Below are 18,888 nucleotides of genomic sequence, written 5' to 3' on the forward strand. Positions count from 1 at the left end.
AGAAGCAAGGAATATTGTCCGTGAGAAATGAGGACAACCATGCACCGAACGTTCATCGAGTTGTTGGACAACAACGCCGAGCACGCGGCGGAGTTTCAGACCCGTTTCGACGACGTACAGGAATCCCAGCATCCCGACGTCGTTTCAGTCTGCTGTTCCGATTCCCGCGTCCTGCAGGACCATCTCTGGGGAAACGACGAGCCGGGAAACGTCTTCACATGCGGTAACATCGGAAACCGCGTCGTCCAGCGAACCGACGCCGGGGAGGTCGTTTCCGGGGACGTTCTCTATCCGGTGGCGCACACGGGAACGGAAACCGTCGTCGTCGTCGGGCACACCGGTTGCGGTGCCGTCACGGCGACCTACGACGCCCTGACGGACGGGGTATCCGAACCGGCGGGTATCGAACACTGTCTCGACCTGCTGAAACCCCGACTCGAAGCGGGTGTCGAAGCGCTTCCGGACGACGTGGACCGAGCGGGTGCCATCAACCGACTCGTCGAGTACAACGTGGACAGGCAAGTCGAATTCCTCCTCGACAGCGACGACATCCCGAACGACGTGGACGCCATCGGTGTCGTCTACGACTTTCAGGACGTCTATTCGGGGAACAGGGGAGAGGTCCACGTCATCAACGTGAACGGGGAGTCGAGCGTGGAGACGTTGCAAGACGACCACCCGGATATCGAAGCACGAGTGGAACGACTCTGGGAGTACTGAGGGCGCGACGGAAATGTCGAAGGAATTATAGTATCGCCTTTGGGTTTTTCGACCATGTCCTCCGATACGCTTGCAGTCCTCCGCTCGATTCGTCGCTGGTCGTTGACTCTCGTGTTCCTGTTCGGCGTCGCGTTGGTCGCACTCGCGGACATCGGATACGTCATCACTCGCTATCAGGACGGTCTCCTCTTCGCAATCGCGGGGATTCTCGGCGGCGGGGTTTCGCTCGTCGCTGGCCTGATTGTGTGTATCGACCTCCTTTCAGGGTTGGGGACCGCCGAGACGCACGAATCATGACCTCGCTACCGGACGCCGCCGGTGTTCGTCCCTCGATTCGTACGGATAGCCACGGAGCGAGCGTTCTTCGAGGCTGTCCTCGGTTATCGAATACGTGACGGTGTACCTGAAGTCGGTCGGTTGGACGAGTCGGTACGTGTCCAGTATTCCTCCGTGGCAACGAAGGCGAACTCGAAAGCGACCGGATGCCGTCTCCGTCGTCGAAAGCGCGGTGCAGTCCGCTTTAACGTCGTCCCCCGTATCGAAGGTATGCCCCCGCGAAGCGAGGAGGTCGTTGTAGAGGCGGGTCCGTTCGTAGTCGATGAGGTACTTCCTCGCCGCGGCACCGTTCAGCGTTGCGGGTCGCTCCGGTACGAGCGGATTGCGTTCGCTCACCACGTTCCCGTCGTAGGGTGAATCCTCGACGAGAACCGTCCCGATTCCAAGGAGGAGGATTCCGACGATGACGAATGCGACGAGAACTTTCATGGGAGGGATGTATTCTCGTTTGAAAGGAAGTCTCAAAAGAGTACGGCAGACTCAAAGAACTGCCGCGTACTCCAAACCCTGTTCGACTACGGAGTCCCCACGAACCGATGTCGCCGGAGCAAATACACGCCCGCAATAAGCACGTTCAGTAGTGGAACGAAGACGAACAAGTAGAGGAGTGTTGGCGTCCACTCCGACTGCCTGCTCACGTACTTACGGTCGTGGTAGAGTGCGAACGGGGCGAACAGCGAGAGCGCGTAACTCGCGACGAGAAACACTGATGCGGTTTCTCCGAGATATCCCGAAATCTGTAGTCCGACGTGCCGCGCGAGGGCGGTGTTCAGGAGTGTAACCGAGAACCAAATGAGGAAAAGTATAGGTATTGCCAAAATCGGGATCCACCAGCTACCGGGGAATATCACTCTGCGGTTTTGTTTAGTGGACATGGGCTTTCGTCCATGACACAGACGCACGGAATCAGTGATAGCTCTTCGTGGCAAGTTCCGAACTGCCACCCTGGTAGTTACTAGCGATTCTTTCGCTGTCCTCCCTCGTTCAACTCGACGAAGTCCGCGACCATCCGATGAAATAACTCCGTTTTCGACGACTCAGACCTTCGAAATCAGCGAGATAGACGCTTTCACGGACCCACGTATAAATGAGTATGCGCCGTCGGTGGTGAAGCCTCGTCGAAACCCTCGGCGGTGAGATATCGTCACGGCAGTGCTGAACAGACGGCGCGTGTTCAGCAATTCGTGATGAAGTCCGCGTCGTCCCGTTCGTTTCAGTCTACGGCATCTTCATCGTGAATCGGACCGTACCTGTTGGGTATGCCGGTCGTTCGAACCAACGATATCGAGACGTACTACGTCACGCGGGGGGACGGCCCACCGATCGTGTTCGTCCACGGGATGATCATGAGCAACACGATGTGGGAACCCCAGATGGACGCCCTCAGTGACGCGTTCACGACCATCGCGTACGACGTACGGGGCCACGGGCGAACTGGTGGCTCCCGGAAGCCGATGTACTCCATCGATCTTTTCGCGGAAGACCTCGACGCACTACTGAAGGCGCTGGAAATCGATCGGGCGGTTATCTGTGGCCTCTCGATGGGGGGCACCATTGCACAGGCGTTCGCCGCCGCCCACCCCGAGAAGGTGGCCGGACTCGTGCTCGCGGATACGTTCCCCGCTGGCCCGTTGTCCCTCACCGGTCGATCCGCCATGGCGAACGTTCGGTTTCTCGCGCGGTTAGACCGTTTCATCGATTACAGGACGTTGAACCGGTGGCAACTCAAAATCGGGAATCTGCTTCTCCCCGGCGTTTCGGGCGACGAGGTGACCGTCCAACGCCTCGTCGAGGACGCCCCGACGATTTCGCACGACGAATTCGTCAAGATTGCCGACGCGACTGCGCGATTTCCGAAGGCGGACATCGACCTCTCCGTGGTAACCGCACCGACACTCGTTCTTCACGGCGAACATCTTCCAACGGCCAACGAGGAAACGACCGAGCGATTGGTCTCTTCCCTCCGGAACGCCAATACCACCGTCTGCGTCGTCCCTGAAAGCGGACACGCCTCTAACATCGACAATCCCGCGTTTTTCACATCAAAACTCCGGGATTTTCTCACCGAGCGCGTTTACCCCGACCAGACAGAGAGCGACGGCGACCCGGCGGATATCGAAGGGTCACCGTGACAGATTCGTCTTCATCGGTGCTATCGTGCCGACTACACCTTCCGTGTTTCAGTTCCCGAGACGTTCATGCAGTCGCGTTCTCGTTCATGGGTCGATGACGAGAGAGCAATCACCCGAAGAAAATCATCCACTCACTCAACAATAGACCCGGATACCGTTGGAGTCGTCTACCGATTCTCGCGCTGCTCCACCTTGTTCAACTCGATGAGCAATCGAAAAATCGCCTTCACCAGATTCGAGTCCACCTCGAATTTCTCGGCGTTCTCGCCCGCTCTGTCCATCACGCGCTGTTCCTGTGACTCGTCCGTCGTCGGGATATCTTGGGCCGCCTTCACCTCCGCCACCGTGTCGGCGACGTAGGTTCGTCGGGCGATGAGTTCCACCAGTTCGCGGTCGATGGATTCGATTTCGTCGCGCAGTTCGTCCAAGCTCATATCGTTCGGGTTCCGTCTGTTTGCGTCGTCGTTAGCCATGTCGTGCCCTCCAATGAATTCCACCTTTTCCGCACGTCCTCTAAAACCTCCCGCCCGCCGACCGCGACGTAACTCGGACCGGTACCCGAAAGCGAGACGCCCGCCACGTCCGGCAGGGCTTCCACCATCGGGTCCGCCGAAAATCCGAGCGCGCCACAGAAGGCGAAACCGTTGACGGTCATCGCCCGCCCGTACTCGCCGTCGAGCGCGAGTTCGGCCACCAGTTCGGCCATCGGCGCGACGCGCTCACATCGGGAAACGTCCGCGTCGGCCGAAAACGACTGCTCCGGCGGCGACCACACCAACACGTCCCAGTCCACCTCGTCGCGGGCGAGGAGTTCGTCGGCCGAGTTGTCGGTGACGGTGACGCCGCCGAGCATGCTCGCGCTGGCGTCGTCGAACGCGCCCGTGACCGTCACGCCGACATCGCGGGCCGCCTGCACGCCGAGTCGACAGGCGTCTTCCCGCCGCATCTCGATATCGAGCGCCGAAAGCGTCGCTAGCACCGTCGCGTTCGCGGCGGCGCTCGAACTCTTCAGGCCCGAAGCCATCGGAACGTCGCTCTCGGTTCGAACCGTCGCGCCGAATTCCTCGTCTCCCACGTCGAGGACGAGTTCCGCACAGCGCTCGATGAGTCGAGCGTCCGCGTCGGGAGCGTCGGCGATTTCGCCGCGAACCTCGCCGGTGTCGTCCAACTCGACCTCCGCGCTCGTCGCGATGTCGATGGCGAACGCCGACCCGACGCCGGTGGCGAGCGCGTTGAGTATCGTCCCGGCGGCGGGTGCTTTCGCACGGCCGTACATGGTCGCCCTTCGCAGGAGACCCCCTTCAGGGTAGCGATAGGCGCAATACGTGATGACGTCATGCGGCCGGGGACGATTCGGTCGGTTCGTCGATGGGGTCGTTGAGTTCGCCGACGATCTCCTCCAACGCGTCAGTCGCGGTGATGAGTCCGATCACTCCCCCGTCCCCCAGTACCAACGCGAGTTCCTGATTCTCGGCCTGAAACCGGTCCAACGCGTCGCTGAGGGATGTGTCCGCTGATACCGTCATCGGCGGGTGTGCGACCTCCTCTATAGTCGTCTCGTCCGCCCTGAGTGCGTCGTCCGCCCGGTACAGGGCGGGCATGTAGACGTTGCCGTAGTAGTCCGAGAGCGATTCACCGACCAACGGGAAACGCGTGTGCGGGTTTTCCTTGACGCGTCGAAGGGTATCCTCCAAGGGGACCGTCGTGGAGAGGGAAACGATGTCCTCCCGCGGAATCATGACGTCTCGAACCGGAACCTCGCCGATCTTGAGCGCGTTCAGGACCTCCCGATGGCGCTCGTCCGCGAGGTCACCCCGTTCGAGGACGGAACCGAGTTCTTGATGGAGGTCTGCACGGGTTTCGATGGCGTCGGCTTCCGCGTCCTTCCACGCGCCCGTGATTTCGACGCCGAACAGCCGAAGGGTCCACTTCGCCACGCCGTCGCCGAGCGTGATTATCGGTGCGATGGACCGGTGAAACCAGTACAGCGGCGTTGCCCCGTACTTACAGACGAACTTCGTACGTTCGACGCCGAGGTACGTCGGCGTCTGCTCCCCGTGAGTCAGATGAACGAGGTTGATGATGAGGAAGCCGAGGAGCGCCCCCGCACTGACCGACGCCAACCACGTACCCGCGAATATTGGCTCGAAGATAGCCGCCAACGCCGGTTCGGCGACGATACCGACCGCGATGCTGGAGGCGGTTATTCCGACCTGACAGCTCGTGAGATAGATTTCGAGGTTCTCCGTCATCTCCCACGCTCTCCGTAGGTCGGGCGAGTCGAACTCCGACTCGGAGTACTGCCGGACGCGGGTGAGCGCGAACTCGATGGCGACGAAGTAGCCGTTCGCCAGTATCAACAGCAGTCCGGCGACCAACCGCGCGGAGAGCACCAGAGTTTCCATTGTCCGACCGTAACGGTTCCAATCATTTGGTTCCACCGGTCACTTTCAAATTCTCTTCCGAAAATAGAGAATGGAATTCACGATATTAGGGTGAAATACTTCAAAAAGGTTCGTTCGTTCACTTTTCAGCGCTCCATGCCAGTTGCGTCCTTCGCTAAACGACCGACGTACGGTATCAGCGGCGGTCTTCGGCGAAGCGTCGTCCCGGAACGCGGGTCTTTTGGCCGTCCCCATCCAACCGCCGGGTATGAGTGTCCGCAACGACGTTTCCCCCGACACGCTCGGCGTCGAACTCACCGAGGACGGCATCGTCGTCGAATACACGGACGGCCGGGAGGTCTTCTACAACGGGATTCCGAAGAAAGTGGACGGAACGCTTCGAACGCAACCGGGTAAACTGATACAGGTACTCGTTACCGACCCGACGGAGACGGAGGGCGTGATGACCTACGTCAACGACCGGGACACCCACGACGAGATTCTGCAGGAGACGGGCGTCGGCCGTGTCATCATCGAACCCGGCGAGGAGGAGGAACTCTTCCCCGGCGTGACGGTCCGCTCGGAAGGCTACGCCGTCGAAGTCGAAGCGAGTCCGAAAATCGCACGAGGTCGGGTGTTCGTCTTCGAGGAAGACGAATTGGGCGAGCGCTCGTTCGAGTTCGTGGAGGACGGCGAGGAATCCGACGACTGATGCCGCTCGCAAAGCGCTGGCAGACGCTCGACAGGGCGACGGTGGCAAACGCGCCGGAGCGGTGGGCGATGTACGAATTGGGGACCGACGGCGAGATACTGGAAATCGGCGTCGGCGTCCTGCGCGACGAACTCAAGACGGCGCTCACGTACAGCGACGCGGAGCAGGTCCGCTGGGAAACGTGTCAGTCGCGGGTGTTGGCGGAGGAGTTGGCGGACGAACACAGAGAACGGGCGGGAACGGACTGAGTCAGGCCATCGGTCAGTTGACGAGGGAGGACGGTTTCCCTTCCTCCGCGTCCTTCCACTCGCCCAACCCCTCGGGGTCGAGGTGGATGTGAACGTCGCCGACGTCGTCGCGGGCGATGAGGCTGTTTCTGAGGTCCGTTTCGATGTCGTGGGCTTCGATGAACGTGTGGTCGGCGGCGACTTCCGCGTGGAACTCGATTTCGTACAGCGTTCCGGCGTGATACGCGGTGAAATCGTGAACCCCGTGAACGTCGTCGTGGGACAGGATTTCGTCTCGAATCTCCTCGCGGACGGGTTTCGGCGCGGCGGTGTCCACCAGATAGTTGACGTTCTCCCGCGAGATTTCGATGCCTTGGTGGATGACGAGCAGGCTGACCAATCCACCCGCGAGGGAGTCGAGAACCGGAAATCCGCCGGCCATCCCGGCGACGCCGACCATCGCCGCAAACGTGGTGTAGAGGTCGTTTTTGCTGTCGGCGACGAGCGCGGCGAGGCCGGACGACCCGACGGTTCGATTGATGCGTTTGGTGTACCAGTAACAGAAGGCACGGTCGATGAAGGCGAAGGCGAGTCCGCCGACGAGGGCGATGCTGTACGTCGTTTCCGGCGAGGTACGAATCGCTTGCCCCGCGTCGTACAGCAGTTTCAGTCCGAGCAGGACGAGCGTCCCGCCGACGAATAGGGCGGTCAGCGGTTCGACCCGCTCGTGACCGTGTGGGTGGTTCGAATCCGGACCCTGAAAGGAGAGGCGGCCCCAGACGAGTACGACCGCACTCGCCAACAGGTCGGCCACCGAGTGGGCCGCGTCGGCGACGAGGGCGAGGCTTCCGAACGCGAGTCCGAGTCCCCCTTCCACCACGATTTTGAGGACGTTCGTCACCACGTTGGCCCACGACGCTTTGAGGAATTCGTGCCGGTGGTCGGCCATTCGTTCTTTCGTGGGATACCCGTGGTTAAGAATATATGGATTAGAGCTGACAAATGTCTGTTTTAGATTGAATCTAAATCACACGGTAATAAGTAACAGGGGTCGTGAAAAGGCGGATTACAGGACGCGACGCGACATCACTACTACCCCGAGAATGAGGAGTCCGATTCCCCAATAGAGCGAGTCGTATGGCAGTACCTTCAACAGGAGCGTGACGACCCCGGACGTGAACAAGGACCAACCGATGGTAGTATCGTAGCCCATAGTTCCCTCCCAACGTCCACTCGTTTCAACGTATCGGCAGCAGTGAAAATCAGGTGCAGTGGACGAAACGCCATCGTCGTCCGTTTCGACCGTTCCGCGCGACGACTTCGCCGTGCGCTTTCCCGTCGTTCGCTCTCCGCCGTTCGCCCGATACCCTCAGAACTCGTCACTGAATGTAGGTCGGGTCCTCCGCATCGCAGTGTTCCTCGTGCTGTTCCGCGTCGCTCTGCTCGTCGAACATCAGTCCGCACTGTTCACACTGATACCAAGTGGCATCGTCGCGCTCTGTTCGAGCAACCATGAGAGTACAATGGGTAGCATCCGACAAGGAGGTTTCTCCGGGAAACCCTGAAGACGATGGGGTGACGAGTAGGGAATATGACCAATAAACCGACGGTTGCCCTCACCGTCCGGGGTGCAGAAAAGCGCGACGGGGGGCGAGGCATCGCTCGAATCGCCGACGAGGCCCGACAGCAACTCGGCGTGTTGAGCGGCGATACGGTCGCCGTGAAAGGCGACGGAACGACGGTCGTCAAAGTGTGGCCCGCCGCGAGTACGGTACCCGAGAACACCATCCAAATCGACGCCGAGACGCGGACGAACGCGGGCGTTCGAATCGGCGACGAGGTTTCCGTTCAGCCCATCTCGGTCTCCGACGCGAAATCCATCACCGTCGTCCCGAAGGCGAACTTCTCGCTCGACGACGTGGACACGTTGGAACGGGCGGTAAAGCGCGAACTCCTCGACCGGCCGGTCCAATCCGGCGAGCGTGCGCGAATCGAACGACTCGGCGACGCCGGACTGTTCGTCGTCTCGGGGACGAATCCCGGCGGAACCGTCCGCGTCACGAACGATACGACGGTGAACGTCTCGCTCTCGGAACTCGTCGAATCCGTCTCGACGCCCTCGTCGAACCCCGACGACTCGACGGACGTCACCAGCGCGGCGTACGAGGACATCGGCGGACTGGACGAGGAACTTCGCCGCGTCCGCGAGATGGTCGAACTCCCGCTCTCGAACCCCGAACTCTTCCGCCGGTTGGGCATCGATCCGCCGAAAGGCGTCCTGCTCTACGGTCCGCCCGGCACCGGGAAGACGCTCATCGCCAAGGCGGTAGCGAACGAGGTGAACGCCCACTTCGTCTCCGTCTCCGGTCCGGAAGTGATGAGCAAGTACAAGGGCGAAAGCGAGGAGCGTCTCCGCGAGATATTCAACGAGGCGAACGAAAACGCCCCCGCCATCATCTTCTTCGACGAGGTGGACAGCCTCGGCGGGAAGCGCGACGAAGAGAGCGACATGGAGAACCGACTCGTCGCACAGATGCTCTCGCTGATGGACGGACTGGAGTCCCGCGGCGAAGTCGTCGTCATCGGCGCGACGAACCGCGTGGACGCCATCGACCCGGCGCTCCGGCGCGGCGGACGCTTCGACCGCGAAATCGAAATCGGCGCGCCCGACGAGGGGGGCCGCCGCGAAATCCTCGAAGTCCACACCCGCGGGATGCCGCTCGCCGACGACGTGGCCGTCGAACGACTCGCCGCGACGACCCACGGATTCGTCGGTGCCGACCTCCACACGCTCGTCACGGAGGCGGCGATGGCCGCCCTGCGCCGGGCACGTGACGACGGTGCGGACGACGATTCGTTACTCTCGGTCGAAGTGACCCGCGCCGACTTCAACACCGCGCTGGCGAGCGTCGAACCGTCCGCGATGCGCGAGTTCGTCGCCGAAGCACCCGAAATCTCGTTCGAGGATGTCGGCGGCCTGAACGAGGCGAAGCAGACGCTCATCGAGGCCGTCGAATGGCCGCTCTCGTACACCAACCTCTTCGAAGCCACACGGACGGAACCGCCGAGCGGCATCCTCCTCTACGGCCCGCCCGGCACCGGAAAGACCCTTCTCGCTCGCGCGTTGGCGGGCGAAAGCGACGTGAACTTCGTCTCCGTCGCGGGACCGGAACTGCTCGATAGGTACGTCGGCGAGAGCGAGAAGTCGGTCCGCAAGGTGTTCGAGCGGGCGCGACAGGCCTCGCCCGCCATCATCTTCTTCGACGAAATCGACGCGCTCGCGACACAGCGTGGTGATTCCCACGAGGTCACCGAACGGGTCGTCTCGCAACTACTGACCGAACTCGACGGCCTGACCGAGAACCCGAACCTCGTCGTCCTCGCGGCGACGAACCGCCGAGAGGCCATCGACCGCGCACTGCTCCGTCCCGGCCGTCTCGAATCCCACATCGAGATTCCGGCACCGGGCGAGGAGGGCCGCCGCAAAATCCTGTCCGTCCACGCGGGCGACAAACCGCTCGCCGACGACATCGACCTCGACGCGCTGGCCGAGGAGTTGGAGGGGTACACCGGTGCGGACATCGAGGCGCTGGTCCGTGGCGCGTCGATGCGCGCCATCCGCGAAGCGGCGGACGAGTGGTCGCCCGAGGAGGCGAACGAGCGCGCTGACGAAATCGTCATCGAACGACGGCACTTCGATACGGCCCGCGAGTTCGTTCACCCGACGCTCGGATAGCGGTTCGACTGCGTTTCTACGTGAACAGGTTACTCGCTACGGTTTTGTGTGTGGCAGACAGGGACGTGTTCGTACTCCCGTTGCTGTGCCCCTCGTTACCCGTCATGACCCAGTAGTCCGACGTTCCGGTCGCGTACACGGGTCGCCCGGCCAGACCGGACAAGACACACCCTCTCACGGTGACGTGGCTGCTATCGATGGCAGTGACGCCGTTGCCGTCCACGTTCCGCACGACGAGGCTCAGACTCGCGTTCGTCACCCCGTTTTCGAGGACGACGCCGTTCGTTCCGCCGCCGTCGCCGTCGATGACGCCCGAAACGGTGACGTTCTCGACCGAATCGAGCCTGATTCCCGCCTGTTCTTGGTCGTAGACGGTCGCGTCGAGACGAACGTTCTCCCCGCCGTCGTTAATGTTGATACCGTGATTTCCGGGGTCGTCGACCTGCACGTCGAGGGTGGCCGTGTGGAGGGGAACGACGGAGAGCAACCCGTCCCCGCCCACGTCCGCGATTCTGGTGTTCATCACGACGTTTTCGACGTTCTCGTCGGGTTGACCGCTTCCGTCGATTCGAATCCCCGCGTCCGTGAACGACGAAACGTTCGCCCGCACCGTCACGTCGGAAACCGATTGGAGGAGGATTCCCGCGGTACCGACCCCTTGTCCGTCGAAGCTTCCCGAGACGACGACTTCGTCGTAGTCGTTCACCCGACACCCGGTCGCGGCCTGCGTGACGGTGCCGTCGTGCGTTCCGGTGACGCAAACGCTCGCGTTCTCGCCGCCGCCGTCGAGGTTGACCATGTGATTCGCGGCGTCCGTCACTTGTAGTTTCACGTCGACGCTGTTGCACGTCGCTCCGATGTACACGCCGTCCATTCCGACGCCCGTCACGAGTCCCTTGACGACGACTTCCTCCACGGGGTTGCCCGTGTCGCCGTCGTCCACGATGGTCACGCCGTGGCCGTACGTATCGTACACCTGGCAGTCTATGACGGCGGTTTCGATGGCCGCTACCGGGTCCGCGTCGTACTCCGTGTGGAGTTTGACGCCGTTCGCGTGAACCGGAGAACTGAGCGTCCCGCCCCTGATGTTGACGTGCTTCGTCACGGCCGTTCGGGCACCGACCGCCACGGCGTCGTCGCCCGATCTGATGTCGGGGTTGACCAACAACACGGAGTGGGAGTCGAAGACGTGAAAGCCGTCGAGTCCCGCCGCGTCGGCCGGATTCGCTATCGTTTCGGGATGGGTCCGCTGGACGTAGTCGCTCGCAAGGACGCCCATCCATCCCGCCGCGCGAACCGAGAAGTTCGTGTTGTCGACGACGGTCAGGCCGTCGATGAAGAGGAAGTCCGTCCCGTCGTTCGAGAGGACGACCTCGTCGTGTTTCTGTGCTGGAAAATCCTGCCCCGCCCGGTTGCCGTCGACGATACCGCCCTCTATCCAGACGTTCCCGGACGCGGTCAGGTCGAGCATCGTCGCGTTCACGTCGTCCCCCCGTCGAATCGTGTACGGTCGGAGTATCAGCCACAGGTCGTCGGTCACGGTCGCCTCGACCGTCGATGTGAGCGTGATATCGTCGCAAACGACGACGATACCGCCGGACGGAAGGGCGTTTTCGAGTTCCGATTCGGTCGAGACGTATTCGACGCAGTTGACGCAGTTCGCGTCCACCGCCGCGACTTCGGCGTCAGCGAGTTCCCACTCCGACCCGGTGCCACGGTATATCGCACCCGTGTCCGTCGCGTGGAACTCCGCCCGTTCGTCCGGACGGTACTCGGACAGGTTCCTCTCGTCGTCGCGCACCGTGAGCAACCGGTCTATCGTTTCGACGGTTTCGTTCCACCGTTCAGCCAGGTCGTCCACCGCGTCGTCGTTCGTCGAACGTCGCAGGCCGTGATTTCGTGTTTTCTCTCCCATTGCACCTTTATTACTCGACATACGATATTGAATGATTGGCACGGAACGAAAGTAAAATCGGGAACACTCGCTCCCGACCTCAGGGTTGCCAGTAAATTTCGGTGGCTCGGTGGCGTTCGTCGTAGGCTTCCAACCCCTCGCCGAGCAGCCATCGGAGGTGAAGGTCGTCGTACAGCGTCGAGTGCGTGTAATCGACGAACGTCATCGGAACGATCAGTTCGCCGTCCCGCCGAACGACGCTCGCGACACCCGTGTACATGTGCTTGTGGCGAGCGTCGTGTATCATCGCGCCTAAAACGGGCGTTCGTTGGCGATGTGCGGGGACCGAGTGCAGCGCTTCGATGGACCGCCACGTGAACTCGTAGCAGAACATGCCCGCGGTCACGCCGGATTCGATGGCCTCGTACTCGGTGGGCGTCTCGAAGTACTTCCGCAGGTCGGCGGCACCGAAGAGGACGTTGTCCTCCACCGACCCGGCGGCGTAGCGCGGAATGTCGTAGTAGGTCTTGTCACGAAATCCCCAGACGAGGCCTTCGAGAACCGCCTTCGGGTGGTCGGGTGCGGCCCCGGAAAAGGACGCTACCGTCGCCGGGTCGACGTGCTGGAAGCGGTTTCCGCGGAGCGCTTCCACGGTGAACGGACGGCGCTTCGCCGCTCGAACGAGGTCGAAAAACTGCTCGTAGTCCATAAACTCGAAGCGGAACTCGCCCTCCTCGATGGCCGCGAGGTCCGTCACGAGCTGTTCGACCGGTCGGTCTTCGAGTCCCAGTTCGTCGTCCACCGTCGCCGCCGCGGCCGCCGATGCCGAACGCGATACGGAGTGTCGTTCGTCTCCCTGTCGGGCCTCGATACGCCCGTCGCCGAGTCGAATCCGTGTGTTCGAGACGGTCGTTTCGAACGGTGTCGGGCCGAACTCCGCTCGCGCGAGCGTCCCGAGGTCTTGGTCGTGGAGGTTCGTCCCGACGAGAACGCCGTAGCCGATGAGAACGTTGTCCGCCGCTTTTCCGCCACCCAACGCGACGCCGCCGCCACCGAGCACGGAGAGTACCTGTCGCCGCGTCAGGTCCGTTTCGGCCGCGGACGACAACCGACTCGCCCAATCCATGGCGAAGAGTCCGAACGAACCGGGATAAGTCTTCTACATTTCAGTGACTGTTTCCAGTCACTTCTTCCCTAAATCAGGGTCAATCGGCCGATTCTATTCCACTTCTATTCGATACTACTCGGAAATCATTCCGAAATCGTCATATCTAATGTCCGTCGTATCGCGTCGCTCTGCATCGCCAGCGGCAGACTGGGTTGGACCGACGCACCGCTCGTTCCGTCCCCATCCTTCGCGTGTTTCGCGGCCAGTTCGGGCGTACAGGGCAGGTGGACGAAGCCCATCGGAACGTCGTGGTCCTCTCGCTCCAGATACGCCCGCGTCGAGTAGAGGGCGTTGTTACAGAGGTGTGTCCCCGCGGTGTTCGAGACGTATGCCGGAATCCCGGCGTCGAGGAGGGATTCCACGACCGACACGACGGGAAGCGTGGCGAAGTACCCCGCCGTCCCGCCGTTTCGGATTCGTTCGTTTTGCGGCTTCTCGCCCGCGTTGTCCGGCGTGCTACCGCAGTCGTTGACGTTGATTCCCACACGCTCGACGCTGATTCCCGCCCGCCCCGCCGCGAGACCTGTCGCCACGATTGCGGCCGGGTCGTGTGTTTCGATGTAGTCGCTCATCTCCTCGAACGCCACGTCGAACTCCACGGGGAGGACCTTCCCGACCACTTCGTGACCCGCGATTTCCTCGCCGTCGAGTTCTCTCGCTACCATCTCGCTCGGATTTTCGTCGTCACCGCCGAAGGGTTCGTACCCCGTCAGGAGGAGTGTCATAACTGGGTTTTTGAACGGGATGGCTTAGTTCGTCGCCTCGCGGAAAAGGAGGTGACTCGTGAGATTGCTCGAAACGGGAGGATTCGGTCAGTCCCAGAACGCCTGCGTCCGGGCGTACTGCCGTTCCCGAGCGAGGATGTCGCGGTAGAAGTCGTCCTCGTCCTCTCGCAACTTGGCGATGATTCGTGCCGCGTTCTGCGGGCCGACGCCGCGGGCCGCCAGCGCGATGACGGCCCGTTTGCCGTGGCTCTGGACGAGGTTCGCGGCGTTGTAGGCCCGTTTAGTCATCCGTTCTTGCTCCTCGTCCTTGTCCTCCGCTCGCACCGCTTTGACCACCTCGTCGGCCCACGGGTTGAGCGCGGCGACTCTGGTCGAACCGCACTGGACGCATTTGGGCTGGTCGTTGACCTTTTCGACCGTGGTTTTGCGTTTCCACTCCTGACAGTGCAGGCAGAACAGGATGACGCGGTCGTTCTCGATGCGCTCCCTGACCGTGTTGATGACGCTCGCGTCGGCGTTTTCCGGGGCGAGAAGTTCCCGTCCGGAAGACCGACCGCCGCTTCCGACCGGGGTCCGTCCGCCGGTCGGGACGATTTCGATGTCGCCCGCCTGAATTTTCCGAAGGAGGTCCGCGGTCGCATCGACGGCGAGGTCGTCGTGGAACACCTCCCGAACCGCCTCGTCGTACATCGGCGTGTCCTCCAACGCGCCGAGGAGGCGGCCCATGGAGACGGGACCGCTGCCTTCCCAGCGGTTCAGCGCGCCGAACTTCGCGGCGACCTGTGCGAGCGTGAACTTCAGCGTGTCCGAGTGTTTGAGCGAGAGTTCGATGAGCGGGCCGACGTGGTCGGGGTCGGTTTCGCGGAGGACTTCCACGACTTCGTGCCCGTCCACCTTCGCCGGAACGTCCAACTCGATTCGGTAGGGGTCGACGTCCATCCCGACCGAGGACCCGGTTCGCTGGCCGACGAGCGACGAGAGGACGCGCCCGAACGTCTCGTTCACCTTGTGGCCGAAGCAGGCGTTGACCACGATTTTCCCGGCGGCGAACTCCACGACGATTCGGTCGGCCGTCGGAACCGGGGAATCGGTCTCGGCCTGCCTGTCGAGTTGCGAGAGCGCCGATTCCGCGGTGTGCTGGTCTGTCGGGTAGCGTTTTGCGAACTCACGGGCGACGCCTTCACGCGGGGCACCGCGCTCGAACTGCGGTCCGGCCACGGCGCGCATTTCGCCCACTTCCTGTGCCACCTCGAACGGAACCGGAATCTCCTCGCCGACCCACGACGGGACCTCGCCGCCGGGGTCCTCGATTGGCGAGACGTTGACCCGGCTCTCGTCGTCGTCGATTTCGGCGATGCGCCACATCTCGCCGCGCTGGATGAACACCTCGCCGGGTTCCGCGAAGTTAACGACGAACCGCTCGTCAAGGGTCCCGATTTGGGACCCGCTGGCGATGTCGTGGACGGTGTAGGTCTCCTCGTCGGGAATCATCGACAGGTTGGCGTAGAAGTACTGCCACGTCTTGCCCGACTTCTCGATTCGGTCGTCCTCCTCGTTCAGCCAGACCAATCGGTTCCCTTGTAACTCACGCACGACGCCCTTGAACGTCTCCTCGTCCAAGTCGCGGAACGGGTACGCTCGCGTGACGATTTCGTAGGCGCGACGGGCGTCGATTTCGCCGAAGTCCATGACCAGACCGACGATCTGGTTGGCGACGGTGTCCAGACTCGCGTGGTGGATGTGGGCCGGTTCCACGTCGCCGTCCGTGGCCTGCCGTGCAATTGCCATCGCCTCCAGCGCGTCGTCGGCGTTCGACGTGACGATGGTGCCGTTCGACACCTCGTCCATGCGGTGTCCTGCACGGCCCACGCGCTGGAGCAGTCTGGCCACCTCGCGCGGACTCTGGTACTGAACGACGTGGTCGATTCGCCCCACGTCGATGCCGAGTTCCATCGAGGAGGTACAGAGCAGGGCGTCGAGGTCCCCGTCCTTGAACCGGTCTTCCACGTCGATTCGGGCCTCCTTGGAAAGGCTGCCGTGGTGGACGCCGATGTTCGCGCCGAGTTCCTTGAACCGCGACCCGAGCGCTTCGGCGGTCTGCCGGGTGTTGACGAAGACGAGCGTCGAATCGTGGTCCTCGACGATGTCCCGAATCGCCCGGACGTGGCTGGTGATGTCCGGGTTCGTCATCAGTTCGCCCGCCAATCGCTCGTCCTCGTTCGTGATTTCGGGTTCGTGGACCCGGAAGTCCACCTTGCTCCCTACGTCCACTTCGATGATTTCACATCCCCTATCGCCGGTGAGGAACTTGCCGACCTCTTCGGGGTCGCCGACGGTTGCCGAGAGGCCGATTCGCTGGAACTCGCCCGAGAGTTCCTGCAACCGCTCCAGTCCGATGGTCAACTGCGCGCCGCGCTTCGCGCTGGCGAGTTCGTGCACCTCGTCCACGACGACGTGATGGACGTCCTCCAGCGCTTTCCGCAGTTTCGACCCCGTGAGCATCGCCTGCAACGTCTCCGGCGTCGTCACCAGCACGTCCGGCGGGTCGTTCGCCTGCTTCTGGCGCTGGTAGTCCGTGGTGTCGCCGTGTCGCACGTCGATTTCGACGCCGAGCGTCTCGCCCCACCACTCCAATCGCTGGCGCATGTCGCGGTTCAGCGCCCTGAGCGGCGTGATGTAAAGCACCGAAATCCCAAATCTGGGGTCTGCCTCCGCTACGGAATCAAAGACGGGCAACATCGCCGTCTCGGTCTTGCCGGTGCCGGTCGGCGCGATGACGAGTCCGTGCTTCCCTTCGGCGAGCGGCGGAATCGCGCGCTTCTGTGGCTCCGTCGGCGTCGAGAACCCCCTCTCGGAGAGCGCCGACCGAACCTCGGACCCGAGTCGCGCGAAGGCCGCAGAACCCGCGGCCTGCCTGTCCTGCATCGTGGTTTTCGTTGGGAGCGGAACGAATTAAGCGCGTTGCCTCCCCCGTTGGTGTGGTCGTCCGTCGCTACGGTTCCACGACCAACTTCCCGAGGAAGCTCTCTTCCAACACGTCGCGCTGTGCGTCGGCCACCTCGTCTAACGAGTAGGTCCGGGCGATTTCGGGGACGACTTCGCCGTCCGCCACGAGTCGCGCCAACCGCGCCAGCACCGCCGAGATGTCCGGCGTGTTGTACATGCTCATCAGCGTTACCGTCAGTTCCTTCGAGCGAGCGGCGGGGACGTTCTCGAATTCGGCCGCAACGTCTTCGTTGCCGATGCCGACGATTCGCGCGCCGGTTGCCGCCACGTCCGCGTCGAACTGGAGGTAGTCGTCCAGTCGGTGGTCGAGGACGACGTCCGGCTTTCCGGCGTCCTCCACTGCCTCCGCGAGATCGTCCCTGTGGTAGTCGAGGACCGTATCCGCGCCGACCGCTTCGAGTCTATCGTGGTAGTCATCGCTCGCCGTCGTGGTCACGCGGGCACCCGTTGCCGCCGCGAGTTGTACCGCGACGTGACCGACGCCGCCGCTCCCGCCGTGTACGAGGCACGTTTCCGCGGGTTCGAGGCCGCCGTGGTCGATGAGCGCGCGCCACGCCGTGACGCCGACGAGGGAGACGGCCGCCCCCTCCTCGAAACCGACGCCGTCCGGAAGATGGGCCACCGTATCCGTCGGCGTCGTGACGTACTCCGCGCAGGTTCCGGGGCGGTCGTTGCCGAGTCCGGTGCCGAACACGCGGTCACCCACGTCGAACTCCTCGATTTCGTCGCCGACGGCCTCGACTTCGCCCGCGAAGTCCGACCCCGGAATCCACGGAAGGTCGCCGGGTCGGTAGGACCCCTCGCGGAAGTAGGTGTCCACGGGGTTGACTGCGGCGGCGCGGACCGCCACTAACAGTTCGTCGTCTCCGGGTTCCGGTCGGTCGATTTCGTTTACTTGTAGTACGTCCGGGCCGCCGTGTTCGTGATAGCGTACTGCGCGCATGTGTGGGGCCATGATGGGAAGGAAAATAAGTCCGCAGGGGTCGAAGCGAAGGTATGCCCACGTGCCCCGATTGCAACGTGTCGATGAAAGCCGTCGAGCATCAAACGTTCGGCGAGGAGCGAATCAGCCTCCGAACCGAGGACGGCCTCTTGAGCGCGCTCGGTCTGAATGCCGAGTATCTGAACGGCTACCTCTGTCCCGACTGTCGTCTGGTGAGGTTCTATGCCGATTGACCGAATCGCCCATCGCGGGTTCGCCGACGACTACCCCGAAAACACCCCGCTCGCGTTCGAAAGCGCCGCGAAACACGCGGACGCCGTCGAGATGGACGTTCAGCGCTGCGGGTCGGGCGAACTCGTCGTCTTTCACGACGCGAAACTCGGCCGCGTGACCGACCGGTTCGGACTGGTTCAGGACACGCCGTGGTCGGTCCTCCGGGAGTTGACGATTCTCGATTCGGACGAGACGGTTCCGCGCCTCGAAACCGCGCTCGATTCGGTTCCGGCGGGGACGGCGATCACCCTCGAACTGAAGCACGTCGGGATGGCGGACGAGGTGCTCGACGCGGTGGAGAGCGTCGAAAACGAGATGCTCCTCTCGTCGTTCGATTCGAACGTCCTCCGGGACCTCCGTGAGCGGGACGACGACGTTCGACTGGCCTACATCAACCAGCGCGGGCCGAACTGCATCGACACGGCCGTCGATTTGGACTGTGTCTGCGTGCATCCGCGAGCGGACCTCTGTGACGCGGCGTTCGTGGAACGAGCACGCCAAGAAGGTTTGCGGGTGAACTCGTGGACGGTGGACGACGAGGAGGGTGCGACGGCGTTGGCGAACGCCGGTGTCGATGGCATCGTCTCGGATACGTCAGCGGTGTTCTGATTCGGTTGGCTCGGTACCGTTCC

21 protein-coding genes are annotated in these 18,888 nt (G+C 62.6%); 8 read left to right on the top strand and 13 right to left on the bottom strand.

The features are described 5' to 3' along the window. Nucleotides 1–39: 39 nt before the first annotated feature. Both AC1XDK_RS22840 and AC1XDK_RS22845 read left to right on the top strand, forming a co-directional pair. Entirely contained in the window at nt 40–720 is a 681-nt protein-coding gene (locus tag AC1XDK_RS22840) for a carbonic anhydrase (RefSeq protein ID WP_483352284.1), read from the top strand. Between the two features lie 54 nt (nt 721–774). After that, nucleotides 775–1,017 (top strand): hypothetical protein, encoded by a 243-nt coding sequence (locus AC1XDK_RS22845; protein ID WP_483352285.1) that lies wholly within the window; start codon nt 775–777, stop codon nt 1,015–1,017. On the opposite strand, the gene AC1XDK_RS22850 is transcribed toward AC1XDK_RS22845, so the two are convergent. Both AC1XDK_RS22850 and AC1XDK_RS22855 read right to left on the bottom strand, forming a co-directional pair. After that, nucleotides 1,012–1,485 (bottom strand): hypothetical protein, encoded by a 474-nt coding sequence (locus tag AC1XDK_RS22850; protein ID WP_483352286.1) that lies wholly within the window; start codon nt 1,483–1,485, stop codon nt 1,012–1,014. The two genes, AC1XDK_RS22845 and AC1XDK_RS22850, sit on opposite strands and share 6 nt — an antisense overlap. A gap of 86 nt (nt 1,486–1,571) precedes the next feature. After that, nucleotides 1,572–1,874 (bottom strand): hypothetical protein, encoded by a 303-nt coding sequence (locus AC1XDK_RS22855; RefSeq protein ID WP_483352287.1) that lies wholly within the window; start codon nt 1,872–1,874, stop codon nt 1,572–1,574. Between the two features lie 441 nt (nt 1,875–2,315). Between AC1XDK_RS22855 and AC1XDK_RS22860 the strand changes: the two genes are divergently transcribed. Next, complete coding sequence (locus AC1XDK_RS22860) at nt 2,316–3,188, top strand: alpha/beta fold hydrolase (RefSeq protein ID WP_483352288.1); 873 nt, start codon at nt 2,316–2,318, stop codon at nt 3,186–3,188. A 167-nt stretch (nt 3,189–3,355) separates the two neighbouring features. Here AC1XDK_RS22860 and AC1XDK_RS22865 read toward each other — a convergent pair whose 3' ends face one another. From AC1XDK_RS22865 to AC1XDK_RS22875, 3 genes are read right to left on the bottom strand one after another with little or no spacing between them, the layout of a single operon-like run. Beyond that, nucleotides 3,356–3,661, bottom strand: coding sequence for a chorismate mutase (locus AC1XDK_RS22865; protein WP_483352290.1), 306 nt, complete (start codon nt 3,659–3,661; stop codon nt 3,356–3,358). Further along, nucleotides 3,619–4,464 (bottom strand): shikimate kinase, encoded by an 846-nt coding sequence (locus AC1XDK_RS22870; RefSeq protein ID WP_483352291.1) that lies wholly within the window; start codon nt 4,462–4,464, stop codon nt 3,619–3,621. Before AC1XDK_RS22870 ends, AC1XDK_RS22865 begins: the two co-directional genes overlap by 43 nt. 58 nt (nt 4,465–4,522) lie before the next feature. After that, entirely contained in the window at nt 4,523–5,593 is a 1,071-nt protein-coding gene (locus AC1XDK_RS22875) for a CNNM domain-containing protein (RefSeq protein WP_483352292.1), read from the bottom strand. A 247-nt stretch (nt 5,594–5,840) separates the two neighbouring features. Between AC1XDK_RS22875 and AC1XDK_RS22880 the strand changes: the two genes are divergently transcribed. Further along, a complete protein-coding gene (locus AC1XDK_RS22880; protein WP_483352293.1) occupies nt 5,841–6,284 on the top strand; it encodes a DUF5796 family protein in 444 nt (147 codons plus the stop codon). Next, nucleotides 6,284–6,532 carry a DUF7508 domain-containing protein gene (locus tag AC1XDK_RS22885; protein WP_483352294.1) on the top strand — a complete coding sequence of 83 codons (249 nt, stop codon included), beginning with the start codon at nt 6,284–6,286 and terminating at the stop codon, nt 6,530–6,532. Before AC1XDK_RS22880 ends, AC1XDK_RS22885 begins: the two co-directional genes overlap by 1 nt. Nucleotides 6,533–6,545: 13 nt before the next feature. Here AC1XDK_RS22885 and AC1XDK_RS22890 read toward each other — a convergent pair whose 3' ends face one another. The 3 genes from AC1XDK_RS22890 to AC1XDK_RS22900 all read right to left on the bottom strand — a co-directional run bounded on the left by AC1XDK_RS22890 (nt 6,546) and on the right by AC1XDK_RS22900 (nt 8,025). Further along, entirely contained in the window at nt 6,546–7,460 is a 915-nt protein-coding gene (locus AC1XDK_RS22890; protein WP_483352295.1) for a cation diffusion facilitator family transporter, read from the bottom strand. A gap of 117 nt (nt 7,461–7,577) precedes the next feature. Continuing rightward, nucleotides 7,578–7,724, bottom strand: coding sequence for a hypothetical protein (locus AC1XDK_RS22895; RefSeq protein WP_483352296.1), 147 nt, complete (start codon nt 7,722–7,724; stop codon nt 7,578–7,580). 166 nt (nt 7,725–7,890) lie between these two features. Then, the gene (locus AC1XDK_RS22900) at nt 7,891–8,025 is read right to left on the bottom strand and encodes a DUF7128 family protein (RefSeq protein WP_483352297.1); all 135 of its coding nucleotides are present in this window, start codon (nt 8,023–8,025) and stop codon (nt 7,891–7,893) included. A gap of 77 nt (nt 8,026–8,102) precedes the next feature. Between AC1XDK_RS22900 and AC1XDK_RS22905 the strand changes: the two genes are divergently transcribed. After that, nucleotides 8,103–10,247 (top strand): CDC48 family AAA ATPase, encoded by a 2,145-nt coding sequence (locus tag AC1XDK_RS22905; protein WP_483352298.1) that lies wholly within the window; start codon nt 8,103–8,105, stop codon nt 10,245–10,247. A gap of 16 nt (nt 10,248–10,263) precedes the next feature. Here the strand turns inward: AC1XDK_RS22905 and AC1XDK_RS22910 are convergent, their stop codons facing one another. The 5 genes from AC1XDK_RS22910 to AC1XDK_RS22930 all read right to left on the bottom strand — a co-directional run bounded on the left by AC1XDK_RS22910 (nt 10,264) and on the right by AC1XDK_RS22930 (nt 17,983). Next, nucleotides 10,264–12,162, bottom strand: a complete 1,899-nt coding sequence (locus AC1XDK_RS22910) for a right-handed parallel beta-helix repeat-containing protein (protein WP_483352299.1) — start codon at nt 12,160–12,162, stop codon at nt 10,264–10,266. A 79-nt stretch (nt 12,163–12,241) separates the two neighbouring features. Next, complete coding sequence (locus AC1XDK_RS22915) at nt 12,242–13,267, bottom strand: hypothetical protein (RefSeq protein ID WP_483352300.1); 1,026 nt, start codon at nt 13,265–13,267, stop codon at nt 12,242–12,244. Between the two features lie 125 nt (nt 13,268–13,392). Next, a complete protein-coding gene (locus AC1XDK_RS22920) occupies nt 13,393–14,034 on the bottom strand; it encodes a pyroglutamyl-peptidase I (protein ID WP_483352301.1) in 642 nt (213 codons plus the stop codon). Between the two features lie 87 nt (nt 14,035–14,121). Beyond that, nucleotides 14,122–16,959: a DEAD/DEAH box helicase gene (locus AC1XDK_RS22925; protein WP_483352302.1), complete on the bottom strand. Its 2,838-nt coding sequence runs from the start codon at nt 16,957–16,959 to the stop codon at nt 14,122–14,124. Nucleotides 16,960–17,026: 67 nt separating this feature from the next. Further along, entirely contained in the window at nt 17,027–17,983 is a 957-nt protein-coding gene (locus tag AC1XDK_RS22930) for an NADPH:quinone reductase (RefSeq protein WP_483352304.1), read from the bottom strand. 53 nt (nt 17,984–18,036) lie between these two features. Here AC1XDK_RS22930 and AC1XDK_RS22935 point away from each other — a divergent pair, with 53 nt between their 5' ends. Beyond that, nucleotides 18,037–18,216 carry a hypothetical protein gene (locus tag AC1XDK_RS22935; protein ID WP_483352305.1) on the top strand — a complete coding sequence of 60 codons (180 nt, stop codon included), beginning with the start codon at nt 18,037–18,039 and terminating at the stop codon, nt 18,214–18,216. Then, a complete protein-coding gene (locus tag AC1XDK_RS22940) occupies nt 18,206–18,865 on the top strand; it encodes a glycerophosphodiester phosphodiesterase (protein WP_483352307.1) in 660 nt (219 codons plus the stop codon). The genes AC1XDK_RS22935 and AC1XDK_RS22940 overlap by 11 nt, the downstream gene beginning before the upstream one ends. Nucleotides 18,866–18,888 lie beyond the last annotated feature (23 nt).

The organism is Haladaptatus sp. HS23, assembly GCF_056892285.1.

Excerpts from the sequence above, each read along its gene's own strand:
- AC1XDK_RS22840 (WP_483352284.1), top strand. The coding sequence starts at position 40 with ATGCACCGAACGTTCATCGAGTTGTTGGACAACAACGCCGAGCACGCG.
- AC1XDK_RS22845 (WP_483352285.1), top strand. The coding sequence starts at position 775 with ATGTCCTCCGATACGCTTGCAGTCCTCCGCTCGATTCGTCGCTGGTCG.
- AC1XDK_RS22850 (WP_483352286.1), bottom strand. The coding sequence starts at position 1,485 with ATGAAAGTTCTCGTCGCATTCGTCATCGTCGGAATCCTCCTCCTTGGA.
- AC1XDK_RS22860 (WP_483352288.1), top strand. The coding sequence starts at position 2,316 with ATGCCGGTCGTTCGAACCAACGATATCGAGACGTACTACGTCACGCGG.
- AC1XDK_RS22865 (WP_483352290.1), bottom strand. The coding sequence starts at position 3,661 with ATGGCTAACGACGACGCAAACAGACGGAACCCGAACGATATGAGCTTG.
- AC1XDK_RS22870 (WP_483352291.1), bottom strand. The coding sequence starts at position 4,464 with ATGTACGGCCGTGCGAAAGCACCCGCCGCCGGGACGATACTCAACGCG.
- AC1XDK_RS22875 (WP_483352292.1), bottom strand. The coding sequence starts at position 5,593 with ATGGAAACTCTGGTGCTCTCCGCGCGGTTGGTCGCCGGACTGCTGTTG.
- AC1XDK_RS22880 (WP_483352293.1), top strand. The coding sequence starts at position 5,841 with ATGAGTGTCCGCAACGACGTTTCCCCCGACACGCTCGGCGTCGAACTC.
- AC1XDK_RS22885 (WP_483352294.1), top strand. The coding sequence starts at position 6,284 with ATGCCGCTCGCAAAGCGCTGGCAGACGCTCGACAGGGCGACGGTGGCA.
- AC1XDK_RS22890 (WP_483352295.1), bottom strand. The coding sequence starts at position 7,460 with ATGGCCGACCACCGGCACGAATTCCTCAAAGCGTCGTGGGCCAACGTG.
- AC1XDK_RS22895 (WP_483352296.1), bottom strand. The coding sequence starts at position 7,724 with ATGGGCTACGATACTACCATCGGTTGGTCCTTGTTCACGTCCGGGGTC.
- AC1XDK_RS22900 (WP_483352297.1), bottom strand. The coding sequence starts at position 8,025 with ATGGTTGCTCGAACAGAGCGCGACGATGCCACTTGGTATCAGTGTGAA.
- AC1XDK_RS22905 (WP_483352298.1), top strand. The coding sequence starts at position 8,103 with ATGACCAATAAACCGACGGTTGCCCTCACCGTCCGGGGTGCAGAAAAG.
- AC1XDK_RS22910 (WP_483352299.1), bottom strand. The coding sequence starts at position 12,162 with ATGGGAGAGAAAACACGAAATCACGGCCTGCGACGTTCGACGAACGAC.
- AC1XDK_RS22915 (WP_483352300.1), bottom strand. The coding sequence starts at position 13,267 with ATGGATTGGGCGAGTCGGTTGTCGTCCGCGGCCGAAACGGACCTGACG.
- AC1XDK_RS22920 (WP_483352301.1), bottom strand. The coding sequence starts at position 14,034 with ATGACACTCCTCCTGACGGGGTACGAACCCTTCGGCGGTGACGACGAA.
- AC1XDK_RS22925 (WP_483352302.1), bottom strand. The coding sequence starts at position 16,959 with ATGCAGGACAGGCAGGCCGCGGGTTCTGCGGCCTTCGCGCGACTCGGG.
- AC1XDK_RS22930 (WP_483352304.1), bottom strand. The coding sequence starts at position 17,983 with ATGCGCGCAGTACGCTATCACGAACACGGCGGCCCGGACGTACTACAA.
- AC1XDK_RS22935 (WP_483352305.1), top strand. The coding sequence starts at position 18,037 with ATGCCCACGTGCCCCGATTGCAACGTGTCGATGAAAGCCGTCGAGCAT.
- AC1XDK_RS22940 (WP_483352307.1), top strand. The coding sequence starts at position 18,206 with ATGCCGATTGACCGAATCGCCCATCGCGGGTTCGCCGACGACTACCCC.